Here is a 22,538-nt window from a genome sequence, read left to right on the forward strand (position 1 = left end):
ACTGCTACCCTGCTCGGGCCGTGCACTAAAACTGTTCTACAATGGCCGCGCATTGTACGCAAATTGATCCCCTTAGACAAGGGCACAACGGCAAAAAAATCATGCCTGTCCGGTTTGCGGGCGATGCCGGCCCGGACAGGTTTATCCCTTTGACGAATCGTGTAAAATCCTACCACCAATGGATTCACACTGCATCGTCCGGCTTATAACTTTATGGTAGATATCAACAGGATCAAACAACTGACCGAGCAGGACATGCAAGCGGTCAACGAGCTCATTATGGCCCGGCTGCAATCGGATGTGAGCCTCATTAACCAGCTGGGTTTTTACATCGTCAGCGCCGGCGGCAAACGCATGCGTCCCATGCTGACCGTGCTGACGGCGAGGGCCCTGGGCTATGAGGGCCAGGATCATATCAAGCTCGCCGCCCTGCTCGAATTCATTCACACCTCCACCCTGCTGCACGACGATGTGGTCGATGAGTCGGATCTGCGCCGGGGCCGGGACACTGCCAACGCCCTGTTCGGCAATGCCGCCAGCGTGCTGGTGGGCGACTTCCTCTACACCCGCTCCTTTCAGATGATGACCGAGCTCAACAGCATGCGCATCATGCAACTGCTGAGCGACGCCACCAACGTGATCGCCGAAGGGGAAGTGCTGCAGTTGATGAACTGCAACGATCCCGACACCACCGAAGCCAGCTATATGCAGGTGATCTACTGCAAGACCGCCAAACTGTTTGAGGCGGCTACCCGCCTGGCGGCGGTACTGACCCAGCAGCCCGATGCCATTGAACAGGCCATGCTCGACTACGGCAAGTACCTGGGCACCGCCTTCCAACTGATGGACGACGTGATGGATTATTGCTCCGAGGCAGCCGACATGGGTAAGAACGTGGGCGACGATCTGGCCGAAGGCAAACCCACCCTGCCTCTGCTGCGGGCCATGGCAAAGGGCACCGATGCCCAGCGAGAGCGCATTCGCGATGCCATCGCCAACCGCACCGGTATGGCTCACCTGAGTGATATCATGGCCATTCTTGAACAGACCAAAGCGCTGGACTACTGCCGGCAGCGCGCCCGGGAAGAAGCCCAAAAGGCCATCAACGCCCTGAGCGTGCTCCCCGACTCCGAGCACAAGGCCGCACTGGTAGACCTGGCCCATATGGCGGTAGAGCGCAGCAGCTGACTTCATGAGGGGTGACGGGCAAAGGTGTTTCTCCTCCCCTGTTACCTCTCTCCTCACCACAAACAAAAACGCCGGCTCAGTGAGCCGGCGTTTTTTCTGCGCTCCGTCAGGATATCAGGCCTCGAACGGATGGCGCAGTATCATGGTCTCGGCGCGATCCGGACCGGTGGAGATGATGTCTACCGGCACACCGGTCAGCTCCTCGATGCGCTTGATGTAATCGCGCGCCGCCTGGGGCAGGCCTTCCAGGGTGGTCACACCCACGGTGTTGTCACTCCAGCCGGGCATGGACTCGTATACCGGGGTAACCGTCTCATAGCCTTCGGCCGCCATGGGCGGTACATCCTTTACCGAGCCATCGGGCATGCGGTAGCCGGTGCAGATCTTCACCTCGCTCAGACCATCGAGCACGTCGAGCTTGGTCAGGCAGAAACCGGTGATGGAGTTGACCTGAATGGCCCGCTTCATGGCCACGATGTCGAGCCAGCCGGTACGGCGCTTGCGGCCGGTGGTGGCGCCAAATTCGTGCCCTTTCACACCCAGGTGCTCGCCCACTTCGTCGAACAGTTCGGTGGGGAACGGACCCGAACCCACCCGAGTAGTGTAGGCCTTGATGATACCCAGCACATAGTCCACATAGCAGGGACCAAAACCGGAACCGGTGGCCACGCCGCCGGCGGTGGTGTTGGACGAGGTCACGTAGGGGTAGGTGCCGTGATCGATGTCCAGCAGGGTGCCCTGGGCCCCTTCAAACATGATGCGCTCACCGCTGCGGCGGGCCTTGTCGAGCATGTCGGTGACGTCGACCACCATGCTGGTCAGCAACCCGGCATAGCCTTTGGCCTGCTCCAGCACGGCGTCGTAGGACACTTCATCCACGCCGTAAAAGCCTTTCAGCTGGAAGTTGTAGTACGCCACCACTTCCTTCAGCTTGACCGCGAAGGTGTCCATGTCGAACAGATCACCCACGCGCAGGCCGCGACGAGCCACCTTGTCTTCATAGGCGGGGCCGATACCACGGCCGGTGGTGCCGATGGCCTTGGCGCCACGGGCTTTTTCCCGGGCCTGATCCATGGCGACATGATAAGGCAGGATCAGCGGACAGGCTTCGCTCAGCTTCAGGCGCTCGCGTACCGGTACGCCGCTTTGTTCCAGGCCGGCCATTTCCTTGAGCAGCGCGTCGGGAGACAGCACCACGCCATTGGCGATGATACAGGTGCAATTGTCGCGCAGGATACCGGAGGGGATGAGATGGAGGACGGTCTTCTTGCCGTCGATGACCAGGGTGTGTCCGGCGTTGTGGCCGCCCTGATAACGTACAACATAACGAGCCTTGTCGGTCAGCAGATCGACAACTTTGCCCTTGCCTTCGTCACCCCACTGGGTGCCAAGTACAACAACGTTTTGTCCCATTTTCACTAACTGTCGAGTTGTTAAAAATGGAGTCTAACAAATTTTAACCAAGGCCGGAACTGCCAGACGGCCGGATTGCCGAAAATATTGCCAGGCAATAAAAAAGCCCGGTTGCCCGGGCTTTTGCATCAGTTGGATCCGGAAGGATCCTTAAGGAAGCGGAAGAAGTCGCCTTCCGGCTTGAGTATCATCATGTCGCCGCCCTGTTCAAAGCTCTTGCGATAGGCCTCAAGGCTTCGGATAAAGGTAAAGAACTCGGGATTGGCGGAATAGGCATCGGCATAGATCTTCGCTGCCTCGGCATCCCCTTCACCACGCAGGGTGCGGGAGTTGCGCTGGGCATCGGCGATCATGACGGTCACCCGACGATCGGCTTCGGCCTTGATCACCTCGGCCTGTTCACGACCTTCGGATCTGTGCTCCCGGGCCACGGCGGTCCGCTCGGCGCGCATCCGCTGGTAGATGGAATTGGACACTTCTGTCGGCAGGTTGATCTGCTTGATCCGCACATCCAGTACCTTGATCCCCAGCTCGGAGGACGACTCCAGCAAGCCCTTGAGGGCACTTTCCATCACGTCGCCACGTTCACCCGAAACAATGTCGCGAATGGTGCGGCTACCGATTTCGGAACGCAGGCTGTTGTTGATCCGCCGGCGCAGCAGGCTCTCGGCCTGCAGCCGGTTGCCACCACCGGTCGCCAGGTAATACTGGGCGAAGTTGTCGATGCGCCACTTGACGTAGGAGTCGATAATCAAATCCTTTTTCTCGGAAGTGACGAAACGATCCACCTGATCATCCAGGGTCTGCACCCGAGCATCGAGCTTGCGCACCTGGTCGATCATCGGCACCTTGAAGTGCAGGCCCGGCTGGTACACGGTCGGCAGCTCGGAGTCCTGCTCACGCTTGACCTTGCCGAATTGCAGTACTATGCCCCGCTCGCCTTCCGCTACCACAAACACCGATGAGAACAGCAGTATGGCCAACAGGGCAATGACCACGATTAAGACTTTTTTCATCGCTTAGTTTCTCCCTGTCGTCGGACGGATATTGGTACGTTCGGATCCCGGCCTGAGCTGGCCGCTGTCCTGACTGGAAGACCCATTGCCGTTGAGATAGTCGGAGGTAATCACATTCGGATCGACCCGGGTTTCACGCTTGGCCTGCTGCTCCATCATCTTGTCCAGCGGCAGGTACATCAGGCTGTTGTTGCCTTCCGGTGTATCCACTATCACCTTGTTGACCTTGCTGTAGATTTCTTCCATGGTTTCCAGGTAGATACGCTGGCGAGTCAGATCGGGGGCCTGCTCATACTGGGGCAGCAGTTCCCGGAAACGGGCCACCTCACCCTCGGCACGCAGGGCCACCTGCTCCTTGTAGGCCTCGGCTTCCTGCAGCAGGCGCTGGGCCTGGCCGCGGGCCTTGGGCTCGATTTCCCGGGCATAAGCTTCGGCTTCGCGGATAAAGCGCTGCTCGTCTTCCTGGGCGGCAATGGCGTCATCGAAAGCGTCCTTCACTTCTTCCGGCGGACGGGCCGGCAGGAAGTTCAGATCCAGTATCATCAGGCCGAGTTGATAGGGCTCGATAATTTCTTCGAGCAGTGCCCGGGTTTCCTGCCTTACCCGCTCACGTCCCACGGTCAGGACGTCATCCATGGTACTGTGACCCACCACATAGCGCAGGGCGCTGTCGAGGGCCTGATGCAGGCTGTCGTCGGCGTTGGTGACGTTAAACAGGTAATCACGCGGTTCTATGACCCTGTATTGCACGTCCATCTCGACCCGCACCAGGTTTTCGTCCCGGGTCAGCATGAAGCCGGAAGCGGGCTGGGAACGCACCGTTTCCACATCTACCGGATACACCCGATCGATAAAGGTGGCTTTCCAGCTCAGGCCAGGCTCCACCGTCTGGTAGAACTTGCCAAAACGCAGTACCACGCCACGCTGGGCCTCGCCTATGGTGTAAAAGCCGCTGACCACCCACACCACCAGGGCAATGACCAAGGCCACCACCACACCGAAGCTGCCTATACCGCCGCCACCGGAGCCGCGATTGCCGAGCAGTCCGCCCAGCTTGCCACTCAGGTTACGAATCACCTGATCCAGATCTGGCGGGCCCTGATGCTTGCCGTTGTTCCCCCAGGGATCACGGTCTTTGCCACCATTTCCAGGCTCATTCCAAGCCATTTGTATCTCCGTCTGTCTGGTTTAGAAAGTAACTTTACCAAGCAATCAATCGCTTATAAAGCGTTCCAGCTGCTCGCCTTCCTGTTTCAGCAATCGATGCCAATCCGCCTGCTGCAGGCGGATGTCGACCACGAACTCCCCCTGCTCGCCGAAAGACTCGGCCACCACACCATTCAGCCCGTACAGCCGGCTGCGCAGCCGGGACGCCGAGGGCGGCAACACCAGCCGGTATTCGACCAGGGTACCGGCCAACAACTGGTTCAATGCCTCAAGCAGACCGTCTATACCCAGCGCTTGTTGCGCAGAAACCCAGACCGCGCGTGGCCGCCCCTGATCATCCCGCTTCACCCGTGCCGCCGGCGGATCGAGTTTGTCTATCTTGTTGAACACCATCAGTACCGGGATCTCGTCCGCCTCGATCTGCTCGAGCACGGCGTTGACCTCGTCGATATTGTCCTTCATCTGCTCGTCGGCACAATCCACCACATGCAACAGCAGGTCCGCATCACGGGTTTCCTGCAGGGTCGCCTTGAAGGCGGCCACCAGGTCATGGGGCAAGTGGCGGATAAATCCTACCGTGTCGGCCAGGATCACCGGGCCCGCATCGGGCAGCTCCACCTTGCGCAGGGTAGGATCCAGGGTGGCAAACAGTTGATCCGCCGCGTACACATTGGCCTGGGTCAGTCGGTTGAACAGCGTCGACTTGCCGGCGTTGGTGTAGCCGACCAGGGACAAGGTGGGGATCTCGTTGCGCCGGCGCGCCCGTCGTCCCTGTTCCCGCTGGCGGGACACCTTCTCCAGCCGTTTTTGGATGTACTTGATGCGCTCGCGCAACAAGCGGCGGTCGGTTTCCAACTGGGTTTCACCGGGCCCGCGCAGGCCTATGCCCCCCTTTTGCCGCTCCAGGTGGGTCCAGCCTCGGACCAGGCGAGTGGACAGGTGGCGCAACTGGGCCAGCTCAACCTGTAGTTTGCCTTCATGGGTGCGGGCACGCTGGGCGAAAATATCGAGAATAAGGCCAGTACGATCGAGCACCCGGCATTTGATTTCCCGCTCCAGGTTGCGCTCCTGGGCCGGCGTCAGGCTATGGTTGAAAATGACCACATCGGCCTGGTGCATCTGCACCAGGCTGGCCAGCTCTTCGACCTTGCCGGTCCCGATGAAAAACTTCGACTGGGGGGCTGCCCGGCTGGAGGTAACCACGGCACGGGTGGTGACCCCGGCGGAGTCGGCCAGCAGCTCGAGCTCCTCGAGATCTTCCCGCTCATTGTCATCGGTGAAATGGATATGAACCAAAATGGCGGACTCGCCACCTTGATAGCGCTCAAACAAGGTGTTTCCTCCGTCGTTGGGACAGCACTGGGCTCGCCCTCAGGGGCCGCCCACCGGAATCAGGGGCCGGGATCAATCCTGATCCTGTTCGTTGTCCGCCTGCTCCTGGCCCGCTCCCGACGGAGCCTGGTGATGCACCGGCCTAGCCGGTACCACAGTAGAAATGGCATGCTTGTAGACCATCTGGCTGACCGTATTTTTCAGCAGGATCACGAACTGATCGAAAGATTCGATCTGCCCCTGCAGTTTGATGCCGTTGACCAGATAAATAGAGACGGGGATCCGTTCGCGTCGCAGCGCGTTCAGAAACGGATCCTGCAATGATTGTCCCTTAGCCATCTTGTTGTCCTTATCTTTTGTAATAGTGGAAAATTATTATTGTTTAGTCTGGTTATGGGCCTGGTGCACCTGTTGAACCAGGCGCTGGCAAGCCGTTTTGTCATCGCTGTCGAGCCAGGTCAGATCCGGCCAGCTCCTGAGCCAGGTCAGCTGCCGCTTGGCCAATTGACGGGTGGCCGCAATGCCGCGTTCCGTCATTTCATCATAGCCGACAACCCCGTCGAGGTAATCCCACATTTGCCGGTAGCCGACACAGCGAATCGACGGCAGTTCCGGATGCAGATCTCCCCGCCGGTACAGGGCCCTCACTTCCTGCTCAAAGCCCTGCTCCAGCATCAGCCGAAAGCGCTCGGCAATACGCCGGTGCAGTTCGGCGCGCTCCGCTGGCGCAATCGCGAACTGTAACACTTTGTAAGGCAAGGGATCACCCTTGCGTTGTGTTAATTCTGTGAGCGTTTTACCGGAAATACGAAAAACCTCCAGCGCCCGGGACAGGCGTTGAGGGTCGTTGGGATGAATGCGGGCGGCGGCCACCGGGTCGACCGCCGCCAGTTGCCGATGCAGTCGTTCCCAGCCCTGCTCGGCCGCCTCGGCCTCGATGGCCGCGCGCACTGCAGGATCCGCCGATGGCAGCGGCGAAAGCCCTTCCAGCAACGCCTTGAAATACAGCATGGTGCCGCCGACCAGCAGGGGGATTCGCCCCGCGGCGGTGATCTCGGCCATGGCCGCCAGGGCGTCCCGGCGGAACTCAGCGGCCGAATAGGCCTGGGAAGGATCCCGCAAATCGATCAGCCGGTGCGGCGCCTGAGCCAGTTCCTCTCGGCTCGGTTTGGCAGTACCGATATCCATCCCCCGGTACACCAGGGCCGAGTCCACGCTGACCAGCTCACAGGGCAGCTCACGGCACAGAGTCATGGCCAGACTGGTCTTGCCCGACGCCGTCGGGCCCATCAAAAATACCGCCAGGGGCTTAGTCCCCATTCATCCACCTGTCCAATTGTTGTTCCAGCTCCAGCGGGCGCAGCCAGTCCGGCGGCGATGCCGGCAAGGGAGCCAGTTGCCGCCACAGCTCAAGAGCCCGGTTCCAGCTCCAGGGTTCGCCCGCCGCCTGCTGTGCCAGCCAGTGGCACAGTGCCTCGGGCTGGCGGTCGGCCTCCTGGCGCAGGCGAGCCAGCAGTTGGGGAAACAGCCTGGCCAGATCCGCATGGCGCAGGGGCTGCGGCACCCGGGTGAGGATAATGGTGTCGCCACCGCCGCTTTTCAACTCCAGCCCCAGTTTTTGCAAAAGTGCCTGATGCTCATTCAATTGTTCCCTGTCGGCCGCCGTCAGCGACAGGCGGATCGGCAACAACAGGGGCTGGGGCGTCAGCCCCTGCTGCCAGGCCCCCAGCAGCGCCCGGCCATCCCGCCAGACACGGGCCTGGTCAAGATCGCACAGCCAGAGCCCGCCTTGCCGCAATACCACCAGAAAGCGTTCCCGTTGCAGCAGCAAGGGAGATTCCGCCTCCGGTTCCCGCGCCGGTGCCGACTCGGCCACGCCGCCCGGAGTGGCTGGCGTCGTGGTCAGCAAAGCGTCCAGCCCCTGCCATTGCCGGCGACTCGGGCCACCGCCGGATGACGATTGCCGCCCTTGGCCGGCGTGGGCGCCATAGCCATGCTCGGCCGCCGGATAACGGGGCGCCGGCCTGTCGGTGTCGACATCGCGAACGGCCGGTGACGGAGAAGGTTGCACTGACTCGCCCTGCTCCAGCGCCTGGCTCAGGGCCTGATAGACAAAGTCGTGTACCAGCCTGGCCTGGTGGAAACGGACCTCGTGCTTAGCCGGATGCACGTTAACGTCCACTTCCGCCGCATCCAGTTCAAGATAGAGCACAAAGGCCCCGTGTCCTTCGGCCGGCAGGCGATCGCCATAGGCCTGGCGCACCGCATGGTTGAGCAGTTTATCGCGCATCATGCGGCCATTGACGTAGGTGTATTGCACGTCGGGCTGAACCCGGGCGGCGGACGGCGGCGCCAGCCAGCCCCACAACCGCAGGCCATGGTGTTCGCTGTCAAAACGCAGGGCCGACGTCATAAAGGCTGGCCCGCAGATGGCGGCCAGCCGTTTGTCCTGCTGGGACGGCAGGCTGGCCGCACGGTACTGGCGCACCGGCTTGCCGTTATGGCGCAGGCTGAGGGCAAGGTCGAACCGGCTGAGGGCGATGCGCCGGACCACTTCGTCGATATGGCCGAACTCGGTTTTTTCGGTGCGCAGGAAGCGGCGGCGGGCCGGGGTATTGAAAAACAGGTCGCTCACTTCCACCGTGGTGCCATCGGGATGGGAGGCCGGCTGCAGCCGGACATCCATCTCCCGGCCTTCGGCCATCGCCTGCCAGGCCTGCTCCTGGGAAGGCGGCTTGGAGGTCAGCACCAGACGGGATACCGAACTGATGGAAGCCAGCGCCTCGCCACGAAATCCCAGACTCAGGATCCGTTCCAGATCTTCCAGGCTGCTGACCTTGGAGGTGGCGTGGCGCGACAACGCCAGGGTCAGCTCGTCCCTATCAATACCGCCGCCGTTGTCACGGATGCGGATCAGCTTGGCACCACCCTTTTCCACCTCCACCTCGATACGGGTCGCACCGGCGTCGAGGCTGTTTTCCACCAGTTCCTTGACCACGGAAGCGGGACGTTCGACCACCTCGCCGGCGGCTATCTGGTTGGCCAGCCGGGCTGGCAATATCTGTATCGGCATATCAACTGCTTGGAATGTCCAGTACCTGGCCTACCTTGACCACGTCAGAACGCAGCTGGTTGTGCCCCTTCAGGCGGGCGATGGACACCCCGTAACGCTGAGCGATGACCGACAGGCTTTCTCCCGTGCGGACCGTGTGCTGGCGCGCCCCTGTGGGTACTGCCGTGCCCGCCATCATGGTACCGGGCAAGGGATTTTGCCGGTAGTAGGACTTGACCCCATTGAACAGCGCCTGGGCGATTTTCTGCTGGTGCCCGGCGGTGATCAGCAGTTGTTCTTCCTGGGGGTTCGAGATAAAGCCGGCCTCAATCAGCAACGAGGGAATGTCCGGCGACTTGAGTACCGCCAGGCTGGCATGCTCAGGTTTGCTCTTGTGCAGCCGCACCACCTTGCCCATGGCCGCCAGTATGTGCTCGCTGATGGCATAGCTGTCGGCACGGGAGCGATCCATCGACAGGTCGAGGAAGGTACGGGTCAGGTAGGGGTTGCCATCGGTCTGGGAAATTACCTCGCCCACCCCGCCCAGCAGTTCCGACTGGCGCTCCTGCTTTTCCAGCCAGCCGGCCATTTCACGGTTGGCCCGGTTGGAGGACAGCAGCCACACGGAAGCGCCACGAGGCCCCTGGTTGGCTACGCTGTCGGCGTGAATTGACAGCAGCAGGTCGGCCCTGGCCTTGCGGGCAATCTCGGAGCGCTGGTTGAGGTTAACGAAATAGTCGCCGGTACGGGTCAGTACAGCCCGCATTCCCGGCTCCTTATTGATCAAATCGGCCAGGCGGCGTGAAATGGACAAGGTTATGTGTTTTTCCCGGTTCTTCCTCGGCCCTATGGCACCGGGGTCCTCACCGCCATGGCCGGCATCGATGGCCACCACTATCTCCCGCTGGCCGACCGGAGCGGCCTTGTGCACCGCCTGCTGGGGCTTGCGGCTCTGATCCTGGTATGGCAGATCGATGACCAGCCGGTGACCGTAGTCGCCGGCCGGGGTCAGTGGAAAAATAACGGGCTTGACCGCCGCCGCCAGCTCGAACACCAGCCGGTAGCTGCCCGTCTTTTGCGGCGTGCTGTGGCGTATGGTGGTGATTAGCTCGCTGCTGTTTTTGATGGCGGAGAAATCGACCCGGTTCTGGGTCTGTTCCAGATCGATCACCAGCCGGTGGGGATCGTAGAGCAGGAAATACTCGTAGCGGGGAGCCGCGCCCAGGTCGAGCACGATGCGGGTGTTGTCGGGCGATGGCCAGACCCGGATGCTCTCGAGCTGGTTGGCCCAGGCCGACAGACTGAACAGCAGGCAGCAGATCGCAAGGATGGACTTCATGCCTTGACCCTCTCCAGCAGGTGCCGGCCGGCCGGGCTGCGGGCCTGCAGGTGCGCCTGGCGCCCCTCGTTCTGATAGACCAGGGTCAGCTCCAGATCCGGTGACGGCAACATGCCCTGGCCCCGCTCCGGCCATTCCACCAGGCACAGGCTGTGCCCGGTAAAATAATCACGAATGCCCATGTACTCCAGCTCCTCCGGATCGGCCAGGCGGTAGAGATCGAAATGGTAAATCTGCCAGGGACCGCTCTGGTAGGGTTCCACTAGAGTATAGGTCGGACTTTTTACCTTGCCCTGATGGCCAAATGCCTGAATGAATCCCCGACTGAGGGTGGTCTTGCCGGCGCCGAGATCGCCATGCAGAAAAATGACGCTGGCCTCGCGACAGGCGGCGGCTAGCGCGCGGCCCAGTGCCAGGGTTGCTTCTTCATCGGCCAGGGCCAGGGTCAAGCTTGTGGTTGTCATATTCATCTGTTTGATTGATAAGGCTTCTCAGTGGGGATAACAAATCCGACGCCAGCATGCCAATCATGCCGTCCCGGGCAGCGCCGTCACCAGCCCGGCCGTGCAGGCAGACCGCCAGCCGGGCAGCCAGGCCCGTAGCCAGGCCCTGGGCCAGGAAAGCGCCGATTATACCAGATAACAGGTCGCCCATACCGCCCGATGCCATGCCAGGATTACCATAATGGCACAGGGCGATACCCTGCTCATCCGCAATCAGGGTACCGGCCCCCTTGAGGACCACAACGGCGCCGTATTGTTCCCGTAAACGCCGCACGGCCGCCAGCCGGTCGTGTTCCACTTCGGTGCTGGTGCAACCCAGCAATACCGCCGCCTCGCCCGGATGGGGCGTCAGCACCCAGGGTCTTGACCCGCCCATCGCCCCCCTTAGGGCCAACAGGTGCAGCGCATCCGCGTCGATCACCATCGGCTTGTCCTGGCCGAGGGCACGCTCAAACAGGGCCTGCGCCCAGTCGTCCCGTCCCATACCAGGGCCCACCACCAGGGCATGGGCCCAGTCTTCTGCCACCGGACCGGGGAAGGACGCCGTCATCAGCTCGGGCCGGGTCAGGCTCAGTTGGTGTACCTGGGTCGGATGGCCGACCAGGCGTACCAGCCCGGTACCACAGCGCAAGGCGGCCTCGCCCGCCAGGCGCAGCGCCCCGCCCATGCCCTGGTTGCCACCCAGTACCAACAGGCGCCCGGCTTCTCCCTTATGCGCCGCCTGCCGGCGCCGGGGCAATCGCCCGGCCAGGGTTGACCAGTTAAGCAGTTCGGCCACGGGAGCCTGCCCCAGGCGCGACTGAATGCCGAGGTCGGCAAGCCATATCCGGCCACAGACATCGGGTCCGCGTCCGGTCAGCAGTCCGGGCTTGAGCCCCACAAACGTCAAGGTGTGGGTTGCCACTACGGCCATGTCATCGATCCGGCCGGTATCGGGGTTAAGGCCCGAAGGCAGGTCGAGTGCCAGCACCGGTACGCCCACCCGGTTCAGGGCGGCAATATGGCGCCGAGCCGCTCCTTTCAGCTCGCCCCGGATACCGGTACCGAGCAGGGCGTCGATAACAAGATCCGGCGTTTCCTGCAGGGCGTCCAGGCTTTCGATGGCGCCCCCGTCGGCCCGGTAGTGATCCCGGGCGGTGGCGGCGTCTGCGCCCAGCTTCTCGGCGTCGCCCAACTGCACCAGTTGCACCCGGATACCGGCGGCCCGGGCCAGTCGCGCCACCACATAGCCATCGCCGCCATTGTTGCCGCCGCCGCAGAAGATCCACCAATGGCGCGCCGTCGGCCACTGCCGGCGAGCCAGCTCGAAGGCGGCCAGTCCGGCCCGGGACATCAGCTCGAACATGGCCATCCCCATCGCCGCCGCCGCCCGGCGCTCACCTTCGCGGATCTGCTCCGAGAGCCAGAGCCCTTGTGTTAGACTGTGGGGCTTTTCCAGACCGGTAATGCTCATGACCACTCCCGACTTTGACGCTTTGGCTCACGATATCAAGCTCTGGGCGGCAGAGCTAGGTTTTGACCAGGCCGGCATCGCCGACCCGGACCTGTCGGAACACGAACCCCTGCTCGCCGACTGGCTGGACCAGGGTTACCACGGCGACATGGAGTACATGGCTCGCCACGGCATGATGCGCGCCCGCCCCGCCGAACTGCTGCCCGGCACCCTGCGGGTGATCTCGGTGCGAATGAACTACCTGCCCGAGCAGGCCGCCATCGCCCGGGTGCTGAGCGACCCGGACAAGGGCTATATCAGCCGTTATGCCCTGGGGCGGGATTACCACAAGGTGATGCGCAACCGGCTGAAGAAACTGGCAGACCAGATAGCCCAGCGGGCCCAAAAGCTGGTCGCCCGCCCCTTCGTCGACTCGGCTCCCATCCTGGAGCGGCCGCTGGCCGCCAAGGCTGGCCTGGGCTGGGTCGGCAAGCACTCGCTGCTGCTCAACCGGGAGCCGGGCTCCTTCTTCTTTTTGGGTGAACTCTTGGTCAACCTGCCGCTGCCGGTGGACCGCCCGGTGGAAGAAGGCTGCGGCAAATGCGTAGCCTGCATCACCACCTGCCCCACCGGCGCCATCGTCGCGCCCTATGTGGTGGATGCCCGCCGCTGCATATCCTACCTCACCATAGAGCTCGACGGCCCCATTCCCGAACCCTTGCGCCCGCTGATGGGCAACCGCATCTACGGCTGCGACGACTGTCAGCTGATCTGCCCCTGGAATCGCTTTGCCAGGGCCAGCCGGGAGCCGGATTTCGCCGCCCGGGACGATCTGCACGCCCCCGAGTTGCTGGCCCTGTTCGCCTGGAGTGAAGCGCATTTCCTGAAGATGACCGAAGGCAACCCCATCCGCCGCATCGGCCATCGCCGCTGGCTGCGCAATATCGCCGTGGCCCTGGGCAACGCCCCCGCCTCGGAGCAGGTAATCCAGGCCCTGGAGCAGAAACGGGAAGTGGTGGACGAACTGGTGCGGGAGCATATCGACTGGGCATTGGCGCGACAACAGGCCGGACTGGCGCAGCCGGAGCGCAAGACCGAGCGGCTTATCCGCGCCGTGGACAAGGGCATGCCGGAGCATGCCCGTTGAAGGCCTGCGTGCTCTATCGCAGCCCTTTGCAGGCATAAAAAAACCGACCCTGAGGTCGGTTTTTTTATTTGGAGCGGGAAACGAGACTCGAACTCGCGACCCCAACCTTGGCAAGGTTGTGCTCTACCAACTGAGCTATTCCCGCAAAACACTTTTCACTTTCAATGCCGCCTTGGTGAGCCGCATCGCTGCAATTTGGAGCGGGAAACGAGACTCGAACTCGCGACCCCAACCTTGGCAAGGTTGTGCTCTACCAACTGAGCTATTCCCGCAAAATACTTTTCACTTTCAACGCGCCCTTGGTCAGCCGCATTGCTGCAATTTGGAGCGGGAAACGAGACTCGAACTCGCGACCCCAACCTTGGCAAGGTTGTGCTCTACCAACTGAGCTATTCCCGCAAAACACTTTTTACTTTCAATGCCGCCTTGGTGAGCCGCATCGCTGCAATTTGGAGCGGGAAACGAGACTCGAACTCGCGACCCCAACCTTGGCAAGGTTGTGCTCTACCAACTGAGCTATTCCCGCAAAATACGCTTAACTTGTGCATGGGGCCGCGGCGCGACCCTCATCAACTTCAGCAAGGTTAAGCCCTATCAACTGAGCTATTCCCGCAATTTGTTACGTAGGCAGTGGCTTGCTTCGCAATTCCGTCCGGCTACGGGAGGCGAATTATACGAGCGACTTAAGTGAATGCAAGCCCTTTTTTCGCCCCCCCGGGATCGTTTGCCGAATTTACCATCAACGGCGTCCGATAGGCTCAGATAGTGAACACTTTTTCCCGGTAAAACTGCAGTTCGGCGATGGATTCCCGGATATCGTCGAGCGCCAGGTGGCTGCCTTTTTTGCTGAACTGCTCGAGCAGGGCCGGCTGCCAGCGGCGTACCAGCTCCTTGACCGTGCTGACGTCAATACTGCGGTAATGGAAAAAAGCCTCCAGCTCGGGCATATGGCGCACCAGAAAGCGCCGGTCCTGACCAATGGAATTGCCGCACAGGGGCGAGGTCTTTGCCGGCACCCACTGGCGCAGGAAATCCAGGGTGCGGGCCACGGCCTCGGCTTCGGTCACCGTGCTGGCACGGACCCTGTCCACCAGGCCGGAGCCGGTATGGGTGCGCACATTCCACTCGTCCATCTTGGCCAGTTCGCCCTCGCTCTGGTGAATGGCCAGCACGGGTCCCTCGGCCAGCACCGTCAAATCCTTGTCGGTCACTATGCTAGCAATCTCGATAATGCGGTGCTCGTCGGGCTCCAGACCGGTCATTTCCAGATCGATCCAGACCAGGTTGTCTGCATGTTGGGTCATGTTATGTCTCTGCGGCTTGGCAATGGGGACAAGGTTGAACGGGAAAGTGTATCATAGCCGCCAGTGAAAGCAGGTTCGAGGATATCGTGACCAAGAAAAAACGCCTGAGCAAAGGCCAGAAACGCAGGGTCAGCGACAACCACAGCCGCCGGCTCAAACCCCAGCACGCCGATGTCATCGACGACAGCCTGCTGGGCCCGCCCGCCGAAGGCACGGTGATCAGCCGCTTCGGCCAGCATGCGGATATCGAGGATCAGCAAGGCCAGATCCATCGCTGCAACCTGCGCCGCACCCTGGGCTCCCTGGTCACCGGCGACCGGGTGGTCTGGCGCCCCGGCATCGAGGCCATGCAGGGCATCAGCGGCGTGGTGGAAGCGGTGCATCCGCGCCGCACCGTGCTCACCCGTCCCGACTATTACGACGGCATCAAGCCGGTGGCCGCCAATATCGACCAGATAGTGGTGGTGTCCGCCGTACTGCCCGAGCTGAGCTGCCATATTATCGACCGCTATCTGGTGGCGGCCGAGGACGTGGAAATGCCGCCGATGATCGTCCTGAACAAGGCGGACTTGCTGACCCCGGAGCAACGCCGCCTGGCGGAACGGGACCTTGAACGTTACCGGGCTATCGGCTATCAGGTGCTGCTGGTCAGTTGCGACAGCGGCGAAGGGCTGGACCAGCTCCGCCAGGCGCTCAAGGACCACACCAGCATCTTCGTCGGCCAGTCCGGGGTGGGCAAGTCTTCCCTGGTCAACGCCGTTATGCCCCATGTGGACGCCCTGACCGGCGCCGTATCCGACAATTCCGGGCTGGGCCAGCACACCACCACCACCGCCCGCCTCTATCATTTCCCGAGCGGCGGCTCCCTGATCGACTCTCCCGGCATCCGGGAATTCTCACTCTGGCACCTGGCCCCCGAGCGGGTAGCCTGGTGTTTCCGGGAGTTTCGCGATTACCTGGGCGGCTGCCGCTTTCGCGACTGCAAGCACGGCACCGATCCGGGCTGCCTGCTGCAACAGGCGAAGCACGAGGGCCGGCTCCACCCGGAACGGCTCGACAGTTATCACCGCATCATGGACGCCATGGCCGACAAGCCCAGTCGCCATCACCCTCACAGCTGATTTGTTGGACGCAAGATGACAGACCACCTCAAGATATTGCTGCAATACCTGTTGCCCAAACACCTGCTCTCCCGCCTGGTCGGCAGGCTGGCCGCCGCCCGGGCGGGAGCCCTGACCCAGTGGCTGATCCGCCGCTTTATCGACCGTTACCGGGTCGACATGAGCGAAGCGGCCCAGCCCGACCCCGAGCATTACCAGAGCTTCAACGACTTTTTCACCCGGCCCCTGAAAGCGGGCGCCCGCCCGCTGGTTCCCGGCGATGAGATACTGGCCATGCCGGTGGACGGCGCCATCAGCCAGCTCGCCCCCATCCAGCAGGGCCGCATCATCCAGGCCAAGGGGCACGACTACAGCGCCCGGGCCCTGCTCGGCGGCGAGCATGCCCTGGCCGCCCCCTTCATGGACGGCGACTTCGCCACCATCTACCTGGCCCCCAGGGACTATCATCGCATCCACATGCCCCTGGACGGGGTGCTCAGGACCATGATCTACGTGCCCGGCGAGCTGTTCTCGGTCAACCCCCTCACTGCCTCCCGGGTGCCCGGGCTGTTCGCCCGCAACGAGCGGGTGGTGTGCCTGTTCGACACCGCCGCCGGCCCCATGGCCATGGTGCTGGTGGGCGCCACCATAGTGGCCAGCATAGAAACCGCCTGGGCCGGCACTGTCACCCCGCCTCCCGGCAAGCGGGTCCAGCGCTGGGACTATGACCCGGCCACGGCGCCGCGCCTGGCCAAGGGCGAGGAAATGGGCCGCTTCAAGCTGGGCAGCACTGTGGTATGCCTGTTCGGTCCCGGCCGGGTAGCGCTGGAGCCGAGCCTGGAGCCCGGCAGCCCCACCCGCATGGGCACCGCCTTCGGCCGTATCCTGCGGGATCATCCTTAACCCTAGCCGAGAGCCGCCCCCGTGTTTGCGCCCCTACTGCTGTTTTTCATGTTGCTTCTGCTGCCGGCACCGGTGCCGGCGGATCAGAGCGTGTCCGATATCGAAGCCCTGCTGGCAGAAATCCCCGACGGGGACAAGCCGGAGCTGCAAAAGCTGCGCGACAGCTATAACCAGGCCCTGCAACTGGTGCGCGAAGGAGAGCGCCTCCAGCAGCAGGCCGAGGGCCTCAAGCAGTTCATGGACGACTATCCGGCAGAGCTGAAAAAGCTGGAACGGGAGCGGGCCGGGCTTAAGCCGACCCCCACCGCTAACATAGTCCGCCTCGACGAAGCCGCCACGGAGCAGGCCCTGGTCGATGCTCAGGCCCGGCGCCTGGAACTGCGCCGGCAGCGGGAAGAGCTGACCAATGCCCTCAACCTGCAAGAGCTGAGCAACAGCGGCCTGCACGGTCTGCTCGACGACCTCCGCCAGCAATTGCGGCGGACCCAGCAGTCCCTCGACGAACTGCAGTTCGCCGACAACCAGGATCGCCAGCAAAACGCCAACCGCATCCTCGCCATGGTCCGGGAGCAAAACCTGCAACGGCGCATCCAGGCACTGGAGCTGGAGCAGCTGTCCTCGGGCAACCGCGACGCCCTCAACCGGCTGCGGCTGGACATACTGCAGGCCCGACTGGCCGACCTCGATCAATATATTGAGGCCCTGCAACAGCACCAGAACGAACTGCGCCGGGCCACCACCGAAGCGGCCATCGCCGAGAGCGAGCGGCTGCTCGACGACGTGGAGACCGACTCGCCGCTGCTGGCCCGCCAGCAGGAATTCAACCAGCAGCTGTCCAATCAGCTGGTGGAACGCAGCCGGGCCATCGAGGCACTGCAGCTCGAATACCAGGCGGTAGAACGGGCCGCCGGCGAGCTGACCGGACTTAAGGCCAACCTCAAGGAGCAGCTCGAGTGGCTGCAGGTCAGCCGGGGATTCGGTGAAAACCTGCGCAACCGGCTGAGCGAATTGCCTGCGCCTTATTCCCTGCCCCAGCTGGAGGCCCGCATTGTACAGAGTCGGGTCGACAAATACGGCTACCAGGAGTCCCTCGACAGCCTGCGCAACAACAGTTACCGCAATCAGTTGCTGAGTGCCGAAGAAGCGACCCTGACCGAAGAACAGCAGTTGCTGCTCGATGAACTGCTGGCAACCCGTACCCGGTTGCTGGAACGGTTGATCAGCGCCACCGACAACCACATCCACGAACAAACCCGCCTCAAGGTGGCCTACAGCCGGCAGAACAGCCAGTTGGAGGAAATCCGGGCCCTGACCGACGAGCGCCTGTTCTGGCTGCCGGATCTCAGGCCCATCGGCGGCCAGTTCCCCTCTGCCATGATGGAAACCCTGGGCTGGCTGGCGCGCGCCTCCACCTGGACCGCCCTGCCCCAGTCGCTGCGACAACAGGGCGGCGCCAGCCTCACCCTCTACGGCATCAGCTCGATGATGGTGCTCTACCTGTGGCTGATGAGCCGCCGCAGTCTGCGCGACTACCTGGATCGCATCGGCCCGCGCATCGGCAACGTCACCCAGGATAAATACGGCTATACCTTCAACACTGTGCTGCTCAGCCTGCTCACCGCCATGCCGATACCGGCACTGCTGTCGCTGCTGTCCAACGCCATTGACTCCCCCTGGGCACCGCCGGTGGTGGTGGCGCTGTCCTCCGCCCTCAAGAGCCTGATGCTGCCGGTGTTCATCCTGCTGGTGGTCGGTAACCTGACCCTGCCCAAGGGGCTGCTGGTGGCCCATTTCAATCTGCCGCCGGCGCGCGTGCGCCGTATCGGCCGCCAGTTCAGGACCCTGATGCTGAGCCTGCTGCCGGCACTGCTGCTGTTTTACACCGCCCGCGAGTTCCGGGAGTTTTCCCTCTACGATACTCTGGGCCGGCTGAGTTTCATTTACAGTTGCCTGCTGATGAGCCTGTTTTCCTGGCGGCTGTACCGGGAAGATCTGCCGCTGCTGGTGTCGACGCCGAAAAAAGAACACCTGACCCTGGCCAACCACCTGCTGTGGGGGCTGCTGGTGGTGGCGCCGCTGCTGGCCCTGGCCGCCTCGGCCATGGGCTACCTGTTCACCGCCCACACCCTGTTGCGCCAGCTGGAGGTGTCGGTGCTGGCCGGGCTCGGCTTCCTGCTGTTCTACTACCTGGTACGGCGCTGGATGCTGCTCCAGCGCCGCCGCCTGGCCTTTGAACGGGCCAAGGCCAGGCGGGCCGAGATCCTCGCCCAGCGCAAGGAAAAGGAACGGGAAGACGCCCAGGAAACCCCGCCCAGCCCGGAGGCGGAAGCGGCCGCCGTGGCCGAAGTGGACCTGGACACCATCAGCGCCCAGTCCCTCGGCCTGTTGCGCTCGGCGCTGATGCTGGGCTACATCCTGAGCCTGATGCTGCTGTGGTCCGAGATCAACACCGCCTTCAGTTTCCTCGACAGCATCGAGGTCTGGCAGGTGTCCAGTACCCTGGCCGGGGAGGATACCCTGGTGCCCATCTCGCTCAAGGATCTGGTGATCGCCGCCTTCCTGGTGGTGCTCACCTGGATCACCGCCCGCAATCTGCCGGGACTGATGGAACTCAGCCTGCTGCAGCACCTGGATCTGTCGCCGGGTACCGGTTTCGCCATCACCACCATCTCCAAATACCTGGTGCTGATGATCGGGGCCTTTACTACTTTCGCCATGCTCGGCATCGACTGGTCCAAAACCCAGTGGCTGGTGGCCGCCCTGTCGGTGGGGCTGGGCTTTGGCCTGCAGGAGATCTTCGCCAACTTCGTGTCCGGCCTTATCATCCTGTTCGAAAAACCCATCCGCATCGGCGACACCGTCACCATCCGCGATCTCACCGGCACCATTTCCAAAATCAAGACCCGGGCCACCACCATAGTGGACTGGGACAGGCGCGAAATCATCGTACCCAACAAGGCCTTTATCACCGAGCAGTTCATCAACTGGTCCCTGTCCGATGCCATCACCCGGGTCAAGCTGCTGGTGCGGGTACGGCTGGATGCGGACATCGAGCTGGTGCAGCGCCTGACCCACGAGGCTATCCGCGAGTGCAGCCTGATCCTCGACAACCCGGTGCCCGAAGTGTTTTTGATTGAGCTGACCGACTCGGCACTGGTGTACGAAGTACGGGTCTATGTCAACGACATGAGCCATCGCATGCCCATGACCCACGAGCTGCACAACCTGCTGCTGGCACGCCTGCGCCGGCACAATATCAAGATCCCGCACCAGCAGGTGGATATTCGTCTGCTGGGCGAGCACTCGGGCAGCGGTCGCCGGGAGGACAGCCATGGCCGGCCGGATTAAACTGCTGCTGGCCCTGCTGCCGCCGCTGCTGGTGCTGAACCTGCCGGTCCAGTGGCTGCCATTGCCCGATCCGACCCTGATAGAACAACGCTTGCTGGCCATTTTCCTGCTCGCCGCCCTGCTGTGGGTGCTGGAGCCGGTACCGGTGTTCGCCACCTCTTTGCTGATCATCGGACTGCTGCTGGTGATGACCTCGGATCAGGCCGCCGTCTGGTTTCTCGCCGACGCCCCCGGCCAGCCCCTGGGCGAGCCACTTTCCTATCAGGCCATCCTCGGCAGCTTCGCCTCCCCCATCATCATCCTTTTCCTCGGCGGCTTCGCCCTGGCCCTGGCGGCGGCCAAGTACCAGCTCGACACCAACCTGGCCAACACCCTGCTGCGCCCCTTCATGGCCAGCCACGACCGCCTGATGCTGGGGGTGATGCTGATCACGGCGCTGTTTTCGATGTTCATGTCCAACACCGCCACCACCCTGATGATGCTCACCATCATGGGCCCGGTATTCGCCAGCCTGGGACTGCAGGCGCCCTCCACCCGCGGCCTGTTGCTGGCCATCCCCATCGCCGCCAACCTGGGCGGCATCGGCACGCCCATCGGCACTCCGCCCAACGCCATCGCCCTGCAGTACCTGGCCGAGCCCATTGACTTCCTGAGCTGGATGGCTTTCGCCGTGCCCCTGGTGCTGGTACTGCTGCTCGCCGCCTGGCGGCTGCTGCTGAAATGGTATCCGCCCACCGGGCTCGGCCTTTGCCTGACACTCAGCAGCCGCTTCGTACGCACGCCCCGGGCCTGGTTGCTCTATGTTACCTTCGCCCTCACCCTGCTGCTGTGGCTCACCTCCTTCTGGCACGGCATGAACAGCTATGTGGTGGCGGTGATCCCGCTGGTGGTGTTCAGCCTGACCGGCATACTGACCCCCGCCGACCTGCAGAAAATCAACTGGGATGTACTCTGGCTGGTGGCGGGCGGCATCGCCCTGGGGCTGGCGCTGGACCAGTCGGGACTGGCGCGCAAACTGGCGCTGGCACTGCCCCTGGAACACCTGGGCGGCGGCGCCATCCTGCTGTGCCTGCTGCTGGTGTGCTTCCTGCTCGCCAACGTCATGTCCAACACCGCCACCGCCAACCTGCTCCTGCCCATCACCGCCGCCGTGGCCACCGGCTACCAGGGCATGGCCGATATCGGCCTGGACACTGCCGTGGTGCTGGTGGCCCTGTCCTGTTCACTCGGCATGATACTGCCGGTCAGCACCCCGCCCAACGCCCTCGCCTACGCCACCGGGCTTATCGCCACCCGTGATTTGCTGCGCACCGGCCTGGCGGTGGGACTGCTGGGGCTGGCCCTGCTGCTGGCGGTCATGCTGGTGCTGGGGGCCCTGGCGTGAATTTCACCCTAAAACAGTTGCGGTTATTTGTCAGTGTGGCGGAAAACGGCAGCCTGAGCCGGGCCGCCGAGTTGCTGGCCATGACCCAGTCCGCCGCCACCATGGCGTTGCAGGAACTGGAACGCCAGCTCAACCATCCGCTGTTCGACCGGGTCGGCCGCCGGCTCAGGCTCAACGCCTGGGGGCTCTGGCTGCTCCCCAGGGCACAGAAAATGCTCGCCGAAAGCTACCTTATCGAACAGGGCTTCAAGGGTCAGAGCCCCATCGCCGGCCGGCTGCGCCTGGGCGCCAGCCGCACCATCGCCGACTATCGCATTCCCGAATTGATCGAGTACAGCTCGCGCCGCTATCCCCAGCTCGACATCAGTCTGGCGGTGGACAATACCCACAGCCTGTTGCTGCAGTTGTACCAGGGACGGCTGGAAATGGCGTTGATTGAAGCTCATGCCCAGGAAAAATGGCTGCGCCTCGAACCCTGGTGCCGGGACGAACTGGTCATTGTCTGTCGCGCCGATCACCCCCTGGCCGCCGAGCCCGTGGTCGGACTGAGCCAACTGGCCGATTGCGAATGGATACTGCGCGAGTCCGGCTCAGGCACCCGCGATACCTTCGAACAGGCCCTGCAAGGCCGGCTGGGGCCCTTGAAAATCCGCCAGGAGTACCCGCACCTGCCCACCATCAAGCGGCTGTTGCTGGCACGCCCCTGGCTGAGCTGCATGTCGCGCCTGAGCGTGGCCGACGAACTGGCGGCGGGCACCCTGGTGGCCCTGGCGGTGCCGGAGCTGGCCCTGAACCGTTTTTTTTACTTCGCCTGGCACAAGGAAAGAGGCGATCACCCATCCCGCATGGCCCTGATCGAGTTGGCCCGGGAAATCCAGTCCTGAGGCGACCGGATGCGCCCTTGCTTTTT

The 22,538-nt window shown here is 62.8% G+C and carries 18 protein-coding genes and 4 tRNA genes; 7 read left to right on the forward strand and 15 right to left on the reverse strand.

Annotated features, from left to right (window positions below; translation table 11 throughout):
• The first annotated feature begins 213 nt into the window (after positions 1-213).
• Positions 214-1,188: an octaprenyl diphosphate synthase gene (gene ispB / locus C7I36_RS13650; RefSeq protein WP_106454254.1), complete on the forward strand. Its 975-nt coding sequence runs from the start codon at positions 214-216 to the stop codon at positions 1,186-1,188.
• A gap of 114 nt (positions 1,189-1,302) precedes the next feature.
• Here the strand turns inward: ispB and C7I36_RS13655 are convergent, their stop codons facing one another.
• The 10 genes from C7I36_RS13655 to C7I36_RS13700 form a co-directional block, all read right to left on the reverse strand.
• A complete protein-coding gene (locus tag C7I36_RS13655; RefSeq protein ID WP_106454255.1) occupies positions 1,303-2,601 on the reverse strand; it encodes an adenylosuccinate synthase in 1,299 nt (432 codons plus the stop codon).
• Positions 2,602-2,729: 128 nt separating this feature from the next.
• Positions 2,730-3,617 carry a protease modulator HflC gene (hflC, locus tag C7I36_RS13660; RefSeq protein WP_106454256.1) on the reverse strand — a complete coding sequence of 296 codons (888 nt, stop codon included), beginning with the start codon at positions 3,615-3,617 and terminating at the stop codon, positions 2,730-2,732.
• A gap of 3 nt (positions 3,618-3,620) precedes the next feature.
• On the reverse strand, positions 3,621-4,784 hold the full coding sequence (gene hflK / locus C7I36_RS13665) for an FtsH protease activity modulator HflK (RefSeq protein WP_106454257.1): 1,164 nt from the start codon (positions 4,782-4,784) through the stop codon (positions 3,621-3,623).
• A 45-nt stretch (positions 4,785-4,829) separates the two neighbouring features.
• The gene (gene hflX / locus C7I36_RS13670; protein ID WP_106454258.1) at positions 4,830-6,116 is read right to left on the reverse strand and encodes a ribosome rescue GTPase HflX; all 1,287 of its coding nucleotides are present in this window, start codon (positions 6,114-6,116) and stop codon (positions 4,830-4,832) included.
• Positions 6,117-6,188: 72 nt separating this feature from the next.
• A complete protein-coding gene (gene hfq, locus C7I36_RS13675; protein WP_106454259.1) occupies positions 6,189-6,455 on the reverse strand; it encodes an RNA chaperone Hfq in 267 nt (88 codons plus the stop codon).
• Between the two features lie 36 nt (positions 6,456-6,491).
• On the reverse strand, positions 6,492-7,436 hold the full coding sequence (gene miaA, locus C7I36_RS13680; protein WP_106454260.1) for a tRNA (adenosine(37)-N6)-dimethylallyltransferase MiaA: 945 nt from the start codon (positions 7,434-7,436) through the stop codon (positions 6,492-6,494).
• On the reverse strand, positions 7,426-9,189 hold the full coding sequence (gene mutL, locus C7I36_RS13685; RefSeq protein ID WP_106454261.1) for a DNA mismatch repair endonuclease MutL: 1,764 nt from the start codon (positions 9,187-9,189) through the stop codon (positions 7,426-7,428). The genes miaA and mutL overlap by 11 nt, the downstream gene beginning before the upstream one ends.
• A gap of 1 nt (position 9,190) precedes the next feature.
• On the reverse strand, positions 9,191-10,507 hold the full coding sequence (locus C7I36_RS13690) for an N-acetylmuramoyl-L-alanine amidase (RefSeq protein ID WP_106454262.1): 1,317 nt from the start codon (positions 10,505-10,507) through the stop codon (positions 9,191-9,193).
• Complete coding sequence (gene tsaE / locus C7I36_RS13695) at positions 10,504-10,971, reverse strand: tRNA (adenosine(37)-N6)-threonylcarbamoyltransferase complex ATPase subunit type 1 TsaE (RefSeq protein WP_106454263.1); 468 nt, start codon at positions 10,969-10,971, stop codon at positions 10,504-10,506. Before tsaE ends, C7I36_RS13690 begins: the two co-directional genes overlap by 4 nt.
• Entirely contained in the window at positions 10,934-12,463 is a 1,530-nt protein-coding gene (locus C7I36_RS13700; protein WP_106454264.1) for an NAD(P)H-hydrate dehydratase, read from the reverse strand. The genes tsaE and C7I36_RS13700 overlap by 38 nt, the downstream gene beginning before the upstream one ends.
• On the opposite strand from C7I36_RS13700, the gene queG reads away from it, so the two are divergent.
• Complete coding sequence (gene queG / locus C7I36_RS13705; RefSeq protein ID WP_106454265.1) at positions 12,462-13,589, forward strand: tRNA epoxyqueuosine(34) reductase QueG; 1,128 nt, start codon at positions 12,462-12,464, stop codon at positions 13,587-13,589. The two genes, C7I36_RS13700 and queG, sit on opposite strands and share 2 nt — an antisense overlap.
• Before the next feature lie 69 nt (positions 13,590-13,658).
• Here queG and C7I36_RS13710 read toward each other — a convergent pair.
• The 5 genes from C7I36_RS13710 to orn all read right to left on the reverse strand — a co-directional run bounded on the left by C7I36_RS13710 (position 13,659) and on the right by orn (position 14,893).
• Positions 13,659-13,734: transfer RNA gene (locus C7I36_RS13710), tRNA-Gly, on the reverse strand.
• 51 nt (positions 13,735-13,785) lie between these two features.
• Positions 13,786-13,861: transfer RNA gene (locus C7I36_RS13715), tRNA-Gly, on the reverse strand.
• Positions 13,862-13,912: 51 nt separating this feature from the next.
• Positions 13,913-13,988: transfer RNA gene (locus tag C7I36_RS13720), tRNA-Gly, on the reverse strand.
• A gap of 51 nt (positions 13,989-14,039) precedes the next feature.
• A tRNA-Gly gene (locus tag C7I36_RS13725) sits at positions 14,040-14,115 on the reverse strand.
• A 232-nt stretch (positions 14,116-14,347) separates the two neighbouring features.
• Positions 14,348-14,893, reverse strand: a complete 546-nt coding sequence (orn, locus tag C7I36_RS13730) for an oligoribonuclease (protein ID WP_106454266.1) — start codon at positions 14,891-14,893, stop codon at positions 14,348-14,350.
• Positions 14,894-14,979: 86 nt separating this feature from the next.
• On the opposite strand from orn, the gene rsgA reads away from it, so the two are divergent.
• The 5 genes from rsgA to C7I36_RS13755 are packed head-to-tail and all read left to right on the forward strand — an operon-like array spanning position 14,980 to position 22,512.
• Positions 14,980-16,014, forward strand: coding sequence for a small ribosomal subunit biogenesis GTPase RsgA (gene rsgA / locus C7I36_RS13735; protein ID WP_106454267.1), 1,035 nt, complete (start codon positions 14,980-14,982; stop codon positions 16,012-16,014).
• Positions 16,015-16,029: 15 nt separating this feature from the next.
• Entirely contained in the window at positions 16,030-16,896 is an 867-nt protein-coding gene (gene asd, locus C7I36_RS13740) for an archaetidylserine decarboxylase (RefSeq protein ID WP_106454268.1), read from the forward strand.
• A gap of 48 nt (positions 16,897-16,944) precedes the next feature.
• A complete protein-coding gene (gene mscM / locus C7I36_RS13745; RefSeq protein WP_245880122.1) occupies positions 16,945-20,244 on the forward strand; it encodes a miniconductance mechanosensitive channel MscM in 3,300 nt (1,099 codons plus the stop codon).
• Complete coding sequence (locus tag C7I36_RS13750; protein WP_106454270.1) at positions 20,228-21,628, forward strand: SLC13 family permease; 1,401 nt, start codon at positions 20,228-20,230, stop codon at positions 21,626-21,628. Before mscM ends, C7I36_RS13750 begins: the two co-directional genes overlap by 17 nt.
• Complete coding sequence (locus C7I36_RS13755; protein WP_106454271.1) at positions 21,625-22,512, forward strand: LysR substrate-binding domain-containing protein; 888 nt, start codon at positions 21,625-21,627, stop codon at positions 22,510-22,512. The genes C7I36_RS13750 and C7I36_RS13755 overlap by 4 nt, the downstream gene beginning before the upstream one ends.
• Positions 22,513-22,538 lie beyond the last annotated feature (26 nt).

The organism is Zobellella taiwanensis, assembly GCF_003012795.1.
Lineage (GTDB): Bacteria > Pseudomonadota > Gammaproteobacteria > Enterobacterales > Aeromonadaceae > Oceanimonas > Oceanimonas taiwanensis.